Below are 12,496 nucleotides of genomic sequence, written 5' to 3' on the forward strand. Positions count from 1 at the left end.
AAAAACCTTCAAAAATATTATTTTTTTGAAGGTTTTTCAGCTATTTGTTGTTTTTGTACTGAAAGCTTTGCTGCTTCTTGAATGAATTCAAGTATTTTTTTGGTTAGCGGTTGAAGCTGGCTGTCCTTTCGATATAAAATTCCGATAGTTAGAAACATTGGTTCTTGAAATGGCCTTGTTACTAAAGATTTATGGGCATATAAGGCCCGTGGAATGTTGTTTTTATCTACGTTTATGATACCTGAGCTGCCGCCTATAAGAATTTCTTCGATATAGCTTGTTTGATGCACATGTTTGGAGGTAACCTTCAAATGAATATTTCTCTTTGCCGCCTCCATTTCCAGTCGTTTTGGCAAATAGGATGAGGCACCTAGGCTGACAATAGGGGTAGTACTTAATAGCTGAATGGGAATTTTATCATATTGTGCTAATTTGCTGTTTTCGTGAATTAAAAGGCAAATTTCCTGTTGATAAAGAGGAATCGATGCAACGGAAAAATCAGAAATATTCTCTGGGATTACATTAATTGCAACATCAACCTCACCATTGGAGATTTTTGCAATATGGTAATAAGCGCCGCCCTCATCAAAGGAAACCTCTTCGTTTTCCGACAGGGAAGGTAGGAAATACTGATAAATTCCATGAACAATATCGGGAGGAGCCGTGGGGGAAAGTCCAAGGTGCAGTGTCTTTTTTTGCTTTTGGCTTTTTGCCAGCATATCCCACTCAATTTCACGCAATTCTTTAAGAATTGGACTGATTTTGGTTATGAAAGCTTCTCCTTCGGGTGTAAAAATAACTTTTTTGGGCGTTCGAATGATAAGCTTTACATTAAACTCCTCTTCCAACTTGCGGATTGCCGCAGAAATAGCAGGTTGAGAAACGAAAAGCGCTTCAGCTGCTTTTGTAAAGTTCTTATATTTATAGATTGCTTCCAAGTATTCCAATGCTTTAAACTGCATATTGAATCCCCTTTTATTTTAGCATCATTAATGTTAGATTTTTTTACATTATAACACAAAAATTTAATAGAAACCACCAGTGTGAGAAACTGTAATTAAAAGCATAAATTTAAAATCCATGAAGTTGGTACATACTTCATGTTTTAAGGGGAAACATAAGCTTAGAATATAGAATAAACTGAAGGTGGTTGCAGTTTAAACTAGTTTGTTAAGCTATAAAGATAAATAGGTAATTATTAACAAAAATTAATTTTATTTTTTTTGTTGAAAATTGTTGACAAAACCAATCGTTATGCCTTAAAATAATCCTGTTTTCAATCGCGTATAGCGAGAACACTTTTGACCAGTTTCTTTTTGAACTTAAGGCCATACGGACAGCCGGGTCAACTGCCGATTGTGAAGCATTTCTTCACATTATTGATTGCGTTAAGAGCGCAACTTTTATAAGTTGGCAACTCAATTGCCAGTTGGTTACTTCATAACCAAGTGTACTAGGGTACACACTTGTGAAACGGTCAATAAGAGTAGTAAAAGTAGTTCTTACTATATAGACTCTGAAAACAATTAGGGAACAGGCGAAACTCATTCTATATACAATGCTTGAGTTCTGGATTTTTGTGTGTACCCCAAATTAATTTGAACGGTTTATAAGATGTGCCATAGAATACTTTGGTGCATCTTTTTTTGTTTGGGGGACTTCGAAATGGCAGATAAAATGAAATTATATGGTTTTAATAATCTTACAAAATCGTTGAGCTTTAATATTTACGATATTTGCTATGCCAAAACGGCGAGAGAACAGCAGGACTATATTAAATACATCAACGAGCAGTATAATTCAGAGCGTTTGACGGCGATTTTAACGAAGCTAACGGAAATGATTGGCGCAACGGTGCTAAATATTTCCAAGCAGGATTATGAGCCTCAAGGTGCAAGTGTAACTTTTTTGATTGCTGAGGTCAATATGGCAAAAACCCGCAGCGGCGAAACCGTTGTGGCCCATTTGGATAAAAGCCATGTTACCGTGCACACCTATCCCGAATACCATCCGGAAACCTCTATTGCCACCTTTCGCGTGGATATTGATGTGGCAACCTGTGGAGAAATTACACCGTTGTCTACGTTGGATTTTTTGATTGGAAGCTTCGATTCCGATATTATCACTATGGATTATCGTGTGCGTGGGTTTACTCGGGATTTGGAGGGACAAAAGCTGTTTATTGACCACAATATAACGTCGATTCAGGATTATATCCACAGCGATATTTTGCATAAATATGACGCTATTGATGTAAATATTTATCAGTCCAATATTTTTCATACGAAAATGCTCATAAAGGATTTGGTGCTGCAAAATTACTTGTTTAATTCAGATGTTTATGAAATTCCGCCCAAAATCCGTTTGGATATTACAAACGCATTGCGTCAAGAAATGATTGAAATATTTAGTGGAACGAACGTATATCAGGAGGTGAAGTCTTGAAGGATCAAAGTAAAATGCCCCTCATGGAAGCCTTGCAGCGGATGCGCCACGAACGCTTGGTGCCCTTCGATGTGCCGGGGCATAAGCATGGAAAAGGAAATCCCCAGCTGACGGAATTTTTGGGTGAAAAATGCTTGTCTGTGGACGTCAATTCCATGAAGCCCTTGGACAATCTTTGCCATCCCGTCAGTGTGATTAAAGAGGCGGAGGAGCTTGCCGCCGATGCTTTTGGTGCGGCACAATCCTTCTTCATGGTGGGAGGTACAACCTCTGCGGTGCAAACCATGATTCTCTCCAGTGTAAAAAGTGGGGATGAAATCATTTTGCCCAGAAATGTGCACCAAAGTGTGATCAATGCACTGGTGCTTTGTGGTGCGGTGCCTGTTTACATTAATCCCCAAATGAATAAAAAACTGGGGATTGCCTTGGGAATGTCCATTGATGACGTAAAACGAACCATTGTTATGCATCCTAACGCCAAAGCGATTTTAGTGAACAACCCCACCTACTACGGAATTTGCTCCGATTTAAAGCAAATTACCCAAATTGCCCATGAAAAGGGGTTACTGGTTCTTGTGGATGAGGCCCACGGCACTCATTTTTATTTTGGCAAGGACATGCCCGTTTCGGCTATGGCGGCAGGGGCGGACATGGCGGCGATTAGCATGCATAAATCGGGCGGCTCCTTGACCCAAAGCTCCTTATTGCTTTGCGGCGAGAAGGTAAATGCCAATTATGTTAGAAAAATTATCAATTTGACTCAAACCACTAGCGGTTCCTATCTTTTGCTTTCTAGCTTAGATATTTCAAGAAGGAACCTTGCCTTATGGGGGGAAGAAACCTTTGAGAAAGTGAAGAATTTTGCCCAGTATGCAAGGGAGGAAATCAACGCCATCGGGGATTATTATGCCTATTCCAAGGAGCTAATGAACGGCGACAGCGTGTTTGATTTTGATACCACAAAGCTTTCCGTAAATACTTTAGACTTGGGGCTTGCGGGCATCGAGGTTTATGATTTGCTGCGGGATGAATATGGCATTCAAATTGAATTTGGCGATTTGGGGAATATCCTTGCCTATATTTCCGTGGGAGATAAAAATAAAAATATTGAGCGGCTGATTAGTGCCCTTTCTGAAATCAGGCGCATTTATAAAAAAGACAACAAAAATATGCTGGATACGGAATATATCAGCCCAACCGTTGTTATTTCGCCCCAAGAAGCATTTTATGCGGAAAAAACCAGCCTTCCCTTGGCGGAATGCGGCGGCAGGGTTTGTACGGAGTTTGTCATGTGCTACCCACCAGGTATCCCAATTCTTGCCCCAGGGGAACGAATTACCCAGGAAATTATTGCGTATATTCAATATGCCAAGGATAAGGGCTGTGTGGTTACGGGGCCGGAAAGTATGGACATTAGTCGGCTGAATGTATGGGAAGGAGAAGAAAATGGATGATTTGTGGTACAGTGAATATCATACGCCAAGCGTACGGTTTTCGTTAAAGGTTTCTCGTCAGCTTCATTACGAAGAAAGCAAATATCAAAAAATATCGGTGTTTGAATCCCTAGAATTTGGCCGTTTTTTGACCTTGGACGGGATCATGATGCTTACCGAACGGGATGAATTTATTTATCATGATGTGATTACTCATCCTGCCATGGCGGTCAATCCGGCGATTAAAAACGTATTGGTCATTGGTGCCGGAGACGGCGGTGTGGTACGAGAACTTGGAAAGTATAGTGGCATTGAATTAATTGACATTGTGGAAATTGACGAGCGTGTGGTAGCCGTTTGTAAGGAATTTTTGCCACAAACGGCTTGTGGTTTTGGGGATGCAAGGGTGCATTTGCATGTTCAGGATGGATTGAAATTTGTGCGCCACACGGATAAAAAATACGACCTCATTATTGTGGATTCCACAGATCCCTTTGGCCCGGGTGAGGTGCTCTTTACCAAGGAATTTTACGGGAACTGCTGCCGTGCCCTTACGGAGGAGGGGATTCTCATCAATCAGCATGAAAGTCCCTTTTATCAAGAGGATGCAAAGGCGATGAAGTACGCCCATCGGCGAATTTCTCATTCCTTCCCCATGAGTTATGTATATCAGGCGCATATCCCTACCTACCCCTCGGGGCATTGGCTGTTTGGGTTTGCATCAAAGGGTTTGCATCCCTTAAAAGACTTGAAAGTCGAAGCATGGAATGCATTGGGTATCAAAACCAAGTATTATAATACCGAATTGCATCAGGGGGCGTTTGGCTTACCCACTTATGTAAAGGAGATGTTGAAGGATGAATAAAAATATACAGACCTTTTTGGGGTGCGATGCAGAATATGCGGAAGCGGAGATTGTGCTCTTTGGTGTGCCCTTTGACGGAACCACCTCCTTTCGCCCAGGTACACGCTTTGGCCCCTCGGCCATTCGCAATGAATCCTTTGGGATTGAAACCTATTCTCCATATTGTGACCGTGATATTGCAGACTATCTGATTTTTGATGGTGGGGATTTGGAGCTTCCCTTTGGGAACACCCAAAAGGTGCTGGAAATGACACAAGAATATGCGGCGCAAATCCTTGCCGACGGCAAACGGTTTGTCATGCTTGGGGGCGAGCATCTTGTTACCTTAGGGGCAGTGCGCGCCGTGGTGGAGCGTTACCCGGATGTGCATATTATTCATTTTGATGCACATACAGATTTACGGACGGATTATTTGGGAGAAACCCTTTCTCATTCCACGGTAATCAAACAGGCGTGGAATTTGGTGGGAGATGGCAAAATTCATCAATTTGGCATTCGCAGCGGTGAAAAATATGAGTTTACATTCGCAGAAAATCATACGAAGCTGCATAAATTTGATTTGCAAGGTTTATCTGAAACCGTAGCCCAGCTAAAAGACAAGCCAGTGTATTTTACATTGGATTTAGATGTATTAGACCCTTCCATCTTTTGTGGAACAGGAACACCGGAAGCCGGGGGGATTTCCTTTAAAGAATTAATGGGAGCTGTTTTGCAGTTGAATCAACTCAATATTGTGGGTTGTGATATCAACGAGCTTTCCCCACATTATGACCAAAGCGGCAGTTCCACTGCCGTTGCCTGTAAAATTACTCGTGAAATAATATTGCAAATTACAAAGTAAAGGAGATAGAAAAAATGGGAAAATGTATGATTATCGGTTGTGGTGGTGTTGCTGGCGTTGCAATCACCAAATGCTGCCAAAATAGTGAGGTTTTTGAGGAAATTATGATTGCCAGCCGCACCAAATCCAAATGCGATGCATTAAAGGCAAAGCTTGAGGGAACGACCAAAACAAAAATTCAAACAGCACAGGTGGATGCAGATAATGTGGACGAGCTGGTTGCACTCATCAATGAATTTCAGCCCGACGTGGTTTTAAACCTTGCGTTACCTTATCAGGATTTGACCATTATGGATGCCTGCCTGATTACAAAAACACATTATGTGGATACCGCAAATTATGAGCCTTTGGATACCGCAAAGTTTGAGTATAAATGGCAGTGGGCGTATCGTGAAAAATTTAAGGAGGCTGGCATTTGCGCATTGTTGGGCAGTGGCTTTGACCCTGGTGTTACCGGTGTTTTTTCTGCCTATGCACAGAAGCATTATTTTGATGAAATCAATTATATTGATATTCTTGATTGCAATGGCGGCGACCATGGCTATCCTTTTGCAACCAACTTTAACCCTGAAATTAATATCAGAGAAGTAACCGCTAACGGTAGCTATTGGGAAAATGGCGAATGGGTAGAAACAGAGCCGATGGAAATCAAGCGTGAATATGATTTTGCCCAGGTTGGAAAAAAAGATATGTATTTATTGCATCATGAGGAGCTGGAGAGCCTAGGCTTGAACATTAAGGGTATTAAGCGTATCCGTTTCTTCATGACCTTTGGACAAAGCTATATTACCCACTTGAAATGCCTGGAAAATGTAGGTATGACCTCCATTGAGCCCATTGAATTTGAAGGAAAAAAGATAGTTCCTTTGCAGTTCTTAAAAGCTGTATTGCCCGATCCTGCAAGCCTTGGCCCTCGTACCGTTGGAAAAACAAATATCGGCTGTATTTTCCAAGGCATCAAGGATGGCAAGGAAAAAACTTACTATGTGTATAATGTTTGCGATCATCAGGAGTGCTATAAAGAGGTGGGCAGTCAGGCGATTTCTTATACCACAGGTGTACCTGCCATGATTGGTGCAATGCTTGTGATGAACGGACAGTGGAATCAGCCCGGTGTTTGGAATATGGAGGAGTTTGATCCCGATCCCTTCATGGAAGCATTGAATAAATGGGGCTTGCCTTGGGTAGAGGACTTTAACCCTACATTGGTGGACTAATGGAGAGGCTATATTCGGTGGAAACACCTTGTTATGTGGTTGACGAAAAACGCTTGATTGAAAATCTTGAAATATTGAGGGAGATTGCGGAACGTGCCGGCTGTAAAATTTTGCTGGCACAAAAGGCATTTTCTATGTTTGCGGTCTATCCCTTGATTGGACGTTATCTTGATGGAACAACTGCCAGTGGCTTGTTTGAAGCAAGGCTTGGTTTTGAGGAAATGGGCAAGGAAACCCATGTTTTTTCTGCGGCTTATAACGAAAGAGAATTTCATGAGATTGTAAAAATTTGCGACCATATTTCCTTCAATTCCTTTGCTCAGTGGCAGAAATATAAAGAAAAAGCCTTGGCGGCGGGGAAAAGCTGCGGCATTCGCATCAATCCCCAGCATTCCACACAGGAGCATGGCATTTATGACCCCTGCGCCGAGGGTTCTCGTCTTGGCGTGACCAGAGCGAATTTTAAGGAGGAGCTACTAGAGGGCATGGAGGGCTTGCATTTTCATACCCTTTGTGAACAAAACAGCGATGCACTGATTGAAACACTGGTGGCGGTAGAAGAACGGTTTGGTGATTTTTTGCCCCAAATGAAGTGGGTAAATTTCGGTGGCGGGCATCATATCACCCGTGAGGATTATGATAGGGAAGCGTTGATAGATTGTATTCAGCAGTTTAAGGAAAAATATGATGTTCAGGTATATTTGGAGCCAGGGGAAGCGGTGGCACTGAATGCAGGGTATCTAGTGGCTTCGGTGCTGGATATTGTGCATAACGGCATAGATATTGCCCTTTTGGATGCCTCCGCTGCCTGTCATATGCCCGATGTCATTGAAATGCCCTATCGACCGCCCCTTTATCAGGGCGGCGAGCCCAAGGAAAAGCCATATACCTATCGCTTGGCAGGGGCCACCTGCCTGGCGGGGGACGTGATTGGGGATTATTCCTTTGAACAGCCCCTTTCCATTGGGGATAAGCTGATTTTTGAGGATATGGCAATCTATTCCATGGTGAAAAATAATACCTTTAATGGAATGTGTTTGCCAAGTATTGCTTTGCTTCAGGAAAATGGTGAGATGAAAACAATTCGCCAATTTGGTTATGGGGATTTTAAGGAACGTCTTTCTTAATAAATTATCTGTGGTGCTTTATAAGGACGGTTATTAGGAATGGGATAAATGTTTCAGGATCATGGTTTAGTAACACTATTGTTTTGTAATTGGATGATTTCGGTATGACATGGAAGAACAAATGAATTATTCGCTATGTTGTTTGGTTAGGGGGGAAACACAGTGATTGCAGCAAAATTCGGCGGCAGCTCGCTTGCAGATGCAGCACAGTTTCAAAAAGTAAAAAACATCATTTTTGCAGACAGCCGCCGAACATTTATTGTTCCCAGTGCGCCGGGGCGGCGGTTTGATCAGGATGAAAAGGTGACAGACCTTCTTTATCGCTGTCATGAGGAGGCGGTGGCTGGACAGTCCTTCCAAAAAACCTTTGAAGAAATTCGGCAGCGCTATTTTGACATTGCAAATGGATTGCATCTAACGTTGGAGCTTGAGCCTTTTTTTGAGGAAATCTATCATCAAATTGTCTTGGGTACCTCGGCAGATTATTGCGCCAGCCGTGGAGAATTTTTAAATGGACTGCTGTTGGCAGATTATTTAGGATACGAATTTCTGGATGCGGCGGAAGTCGTTTTTTTTGACGAGCAGGGCATTTTTGATGGAGAAAAAACAAATAATGTTTTGGGGCAGAGGCTGAAATCGTTGGATAATGCTGTGATACCCGGTTTTTACGGAAGTAATCCCGATGGAAGTATCCGAGCCTTTTCTCGTGGTGGCAGTGACATTACTGGTGCTATTGTGGCTCGTGCCGCCAAGGCAGAGCTGTATGAAAATTGGACTGACGTTTCGGGGTTTCTCATGGCCGATCCACGAATTGTTAGCAATCCTCGCCCAATAAGCCACATTACTTACCATGAAATGCATGAGCTTTGCTGCGCCGGGGCGACGGTGCTGCATGAAGACTGCGTGTTTCCTGTAAGCCGCGCAGGCATCCCCACCAATATTCGTAACACCAATTTACCCCAACATCCTGGAACCATGATTACCTGTACCGCCGTACAGCGGGCGGATTTTGCTATTTTTGCAGGCATTTCAGGGAAAAAAGGCTTTAGCATTTTGCTTGTGGAAAAAGAGCAAACTGACCGCACCTGGACTTTTGTGCAAGAGGTTTTGAGGGCTGGCAAAAAAAGCGGATTAACATTTCAATACTTGCCCTCAGGATTAAATTGTGTTTGTTTGTTGGTGGAAACGAAGCAATTTCGCAGGCTGGAAAGTGTTTTTATTGAGGAAATTAAAAGATTGAAATTGTCCCATTCTCTTACGATTCAGCCTAAAATTGCAGGGATTGTTCTTGTTGGGTATGGAATTGTTCACAATCGAATGGCAGTCAACCGAATATACGAAGCCTTGCATCGTCAGGATATAGAGGTTGTAATGATTAATCAAGGCGGCGGTGAGTTGAGTACTTGGGTAGGTGTTGCAGAAAATGAGATGGAATCGGCTATTCGTGTGATTTATGAGGAGTTTGCTTGATAAAGGTCAACTAAAGGATTAAAACAAATATGATGAGTACCTAATGCAAAAAATCCCCTTTGGATGTTTGGCCATGGAAAGCCATTCAGTCAAAGGAGATTTTTTTATTGCTGCCATTTCAAACATTTTTTCTCAAGAAAAGCAATGCCTTGATACATGAGTGCCGCTAAGATTGCAAGAATAATTACGCTGAGCATTACCCAGTCCAGCTTAAATACTTGGCTCCCGTAAACGATCAGAAACCCCAAGCCAGATTGTGCAACCAAGAATTCCCCTACAATAACCCCGACGAAGGATAATCCCACGTTAATTTTCAATGCGTTTAATATACAAGGAATATTGGCAGGGAAGACCACTTTTTTTAAAACCTGTGCTTTCGTTCCTCCGAAAATTTGAATCAATTTTATTTTTTCGTTATCAACCTGTAAGAAGCCATTTAAAACACTCATTACTGTAACAATAACAGAGGTTAACAATGCAACGGCAATAATGGAGGTTTGATTATTTCCCAGCCAAACAATAATAATTGGAGCAAGGGCGGTTTTCGGCAGAGAATTTAATACAACCAAATATGGTTCAGCTACATTAGAAACAAAACGGTTCCACCACAATAAAATTGCAGTTAACGTCCCGATTAACGTTCCTAATACAAAACCTGCCACCGTTTCCCAAAGCGTTGTTCCGATATGTGTCCATAAGGAACCATCTTTTCCCATTTGTATTCCTGCATTCAACATTCTTGTGGGCTGGCTAAAAATAAATGGGTCAATCCAGTCAAAGCGAGCAGCTGTCTCCCAAAGAAGAAAAAAACCAACTAGAAGTACCCATTGAATTGTGTGTACTGCATGCTTTCTTTTGCGCAAACGATTTAAAAATGCAGTCTGTTCTTTTGAGACGGATTTAATTTCTTTTTTATACCACATGAACATCCAGCTCCTTCCAGATTGCATTGAAATATTCCCGAAATTCCGGTGCTTCCCTGGCCTTTATTGGACTATATTCATCTGTTGTAAGGTGAATATCGTAAATTCTTTTTACCTGAGCGGGGCGGGCAGAAAGAACTACAACTCTGTCTGCCAAGCTAATCGCCTCAGAAATATCATGGCTGACTAAGATTGCGGTTTTCCCTTCTTTGCGTATGATGGTACCGATTTCGTCAGAAACAGAAAGGCGTGTTTGATAATCCAAAGCGGAAAATGGTTCATCCAGCAGAAGTATGGAGGGGCGTATGGCCAATGTACGAATTAATGCAACTCGTTGCCTCATTCCCCCTGAAAGCTGGTAAGGATAATGATCTTTAAAATCACCAAGACCATATTGGTCAAGCAATTCTTCTACATAAGCGATATTTTGGGGCGTAAGTTTATTCTGTATTTCTAAGCCTAAAAGGGCATTATTGCGAATTGTGCGCCATTCTAATAGATAATCCTTTTGCAGCATGTACCCAATTTCTCCATTTACAGAGATATTGCCTTCTGAGGGAGCAATTAGACCTGCCAGCATAGACAAAATGGAGGATTTTCCGCATCCACTTGGGCCAACGATACTAAGAAATTCACCCTCTTGAACGAAAAGACACATATCTGAAACAGCCAATGTTTCACCGTTAATGCTGTGATACCGAAGGCTGACATCCTCTAATGAAACGATAGGGCGCATGGGAACGACCTCCTTATAGATGTATACTCTTATTATATCAATCAGCGGACAAAAGGTGCTTTTCCGCCTGAAAGAAATATAAGTATAGCAAAAACATTTTTTTACAATAATTTTTATATAGTATTTATTTTTAAAATAAGAACTGCCACCCAACGATGGCGGCTCTTATTGTTTAAAAATTTAGTGATTTTCTTACGTTATAAGCTATTCTTCTTCTATGAATGCATCGAAATCTTCCGGATCAATCATACCAGCTAATGCGCCTTGTTGCAGAAACCACCATTTCTGCCAGCACCAGTATCTGCAACCATAGTAATAACAGCAACAGCAACAGCAACAACATCTGTGTTGTTTGCCATGGTTATGATGTCTGTGATTATGACTGCTCATTATATTTCCTCCTTTTATGCTTATACCAATATACTTAACAGCTGAAACACCTAAAGCACCTACAGCATCTGCAACACCTACAACTGCAACAACTGTAACTACAGCAGTATCTACAGCCACCGGTATCCCTACTTTTTCTGCCGTAAGTTGGATTTTGTCTACTTGTGATATTTCCTCCCTTCCTTTGGCAAAATTACAACTTGTACTTCATATCTACTATAGAATATGAAAAGCTTGGTAAATTGGTGATTAAACAGCATGTCAAATACATGGGAAAAATATTTTAAGAACAAAAACTTGAGCACGGAAAAAGATAAATCAAGTAAGATGAAAAGAGGAAAAAAGTATATCATTCTTATAGATTTGATGATTATTTATAATAAAATTATAAAAATATTTTTTTTGTGTAATTTTTGCAAAGCAAAACAAAGGAATAAATTTGTAGATAAAAATGGGAAAACTTGTTATAATTAATTTTATAATCTAATTTAGTACTGTTTTGTTTTCTTGTACGAATAAGTCGTTATATTTTACCAAAATTAGTAAAAAATAATTGAGGAACAGTCAGAGAGTTTTTAGACAAATTCTTTTTTGTGATACGAAAAAGTTTTATATTTTGCTTTTGCAGCAGGAGCATTTTTACATATTGGGGAAAACGGCTAGTAAGGAGGGGAATTGAATGGATAGTGAGGTTTTAAAGAATGCCGGCATTGATTTTGAGAGGGGCGTGGCGCGCTTTCTTGGAGATAGAAGGTTGTATGAAAGTATTCTGGTTAATTTTCTGAGTGATAATACTTTTGCCCAGGCAAAGGAGGCTTTGAAAAATGAAAACTATATCAATTTATATGAATGTGTGCATATGCTAAAGGGCGTTGCCGGAAATACAGATATGATTAAACTCTATTGCTCCACAGGAGTGTTATGCGATTACCTGCGAAAATGGGATAATATTGATAGTTATATGATAATTCCTCTGTTTCGTGAGGTGGAAGAGGCATATTATTCTGTTATGTTAGGTATTGTTACCGCAAAGGAGGCATGATGAATTA

12 protein-coding genes are annotated in these 12,496 nt (G+C 41.1%); 8 read left to right on the forward strand and 4 right to left on the reverse strand.

Going from position 1 to position 12,496, the window contains the following annotated elements:
• Nucleotides 1-17 precede the first annotated feature (17 nt).
• On the reverse strand, nt 18-962 hold the full coding sequence (locus CLNEO_RS08305; protein WP_066087206.1) for a LysR family transcriptional regulator: 945 nt from the start codon (nt 960-962) through the stop codon (nt 18-20).
• 703 nt (nt 963-1,665) lie between these two features.
• On the opposite strand from CLNEO_RS08305, the gene speD reads away from it, so the two are divergent.
• From speD to CLNEO_RS08340, 7 genes are all read left to right on the forward strand, one after another.
• Nucleotides 1,666-2,445: an adenosylmethionine decarboxylase gene (gene speD, locus CLNEO_RS08310; RefSeq protein ID WP_066087209.1), complete on the forward strand. Its 780-nt coding sequence runs from the start codon at nt 1,666-1,668 to the stop codon at nt 2,443-2,445.
• 14 nt (nt 2,446-2,459) lie between these two features.
• On the forward strand, nt 2,460-3,899 hold the full coding sequence (locus CLNEO_RS08315) for an aminotransferase class I/II-fold pyridoxal phosphate-dependent enzyme (protein WP_066087439.1): 1,440 nt from the start codon (nt 2,460-2,462) through the stop codon (nt 3,897-3,899).
• Nucleotides 3,892-4,743: a polyamine aminopropyltransferase gene (gene speE / locus CLNEO_RS08320; RefSeq protein WP_066087212.1), complete on the forward strand. Its 852-nt coding sequence runs from the start codon at nt 3,892-3,894 to the stop codon at nt 4,741-4,743. The genes CLNEO_RS08315 and speE overlap by 8 nt, the downstream gene beginning before the upstream one ends.
• Complete coding sequence (gene speB, locus CLNEO_RS08325) at nt 4,736-5,584, forward strand: agmatinase (RefSeq protein WP_066087215.1); 849 nt, start codon at nt 4,736-4,738, stop codon at nt 5,582-5,584. The genes speE and speB overlap by 8 nt, the downstream gene beginning before the upstream one ends.
• 14 nt (nt 5,585-5,598) lie before the next feature.
• A complete protein-coding gene (locus tag CLNEO_RS08330) occupies nt 5,599-6,801 on the forward strand; it encodes a saccharopine dehydrogenase family protein (protein ID WP_066087218.1) in 1,203 nt (400 codons plus the stop codon).
• Entirely contained in the window at nt 6,801-7,928 is a 1,128-nt protein-coding gene (gene nspC / locus CLNEO_RS08335) for a carboxynorspermidine decarboxylase (RefSeq protein WP_066087221.1), read from the forward strand. Before CLNEO_RS08330 ends, nspC begins: the two co-directional genes overlap by 1 nt.
• A 162-nt stretch (nt 7,929-8,090) precedes the next feature.
• Nucleotides 8,091-9,398, forward strand: coding sequence for an aspartate kinase (locus CLNEO_RS08340; protein ID WP_066087223.1), 1,308 nt, complete (start codon nt 8,091-8,093; stop codon nt 9,396-9,398).
• 104 nt (nt 9,399-9,502) lie between these two features.
• Here the strand turns inward: CLNEO_RS08340 and CLNEO_RS08345 are convergent, their stop codons facing one another.
• From CLNEO_RS08345 to CLNEO_RS16055, 3 genes are all read right to left on the reverse strand, one after another.
• Complete coding sequence (locus CLNEO_RS08345) at nt 9,503-10,321, reverse strand: ABC transporter permease (RefSeq protein WP_066087226.1); 819 nt, start codon at nt 10,319-10,321, stop codon at nt 9,503-9,505.
• Nucleotides 10,311-11,057, reverse strand: a complete 747-nt coding sequence (locus CLNEO_RS08350) for an ABC transporter ATP-binding protein (RefSeq protein WP_066087229.1) — start codon at nt 11,055-11,057, stop codon at nt 10,311-10,313. The genes CLNEO_RS08345 and CLNEO_RS08350 overlap by 11 nt, the downstream gene beginning before the upstream one ends.
• 204 nt (nt 11,058-11,261) lie before the next feature.
• Nucleotides 11,262-11,567: a hypothetical protein gene (locus CLNEO_RS16055; protein ID WP_066087232.1), complete on the reverse strand. Its 306-nt coding sequence runs from the start codon at nt 11,565-11,567 to the stop codon at nt 11,262-11,264.
• Nucleotides 11,568-12,126: 559 nt separating this feature from the next.
• Here CLNEO_RS16055 and CLNEO_RS08365 point away from each other — a divergent pair.
• Nucleotides 12,127-12,489 (forward strand): Hpt domain-containing protein, encoded by a 363-nt coding sequence (locus tag CLNEO_RS08365; RefSeq protein ID WP_066087238.1) that lies wholly within the window; start codon nt 12,127-12,129, stop codon nt 12,487-12,489.
• Nucleotides 12,490-12,496: the final 7 nt, after the last annotated feature.

The organism is Anaerotignum neopropionicum, assembly GCF_001571775.1.
GTDB lineage: Bacteria > Bacillota > Clostridia > Lachnospirales > Anaerotignaceae > Chakrabartyella > Chakrabartyella neopropionicum.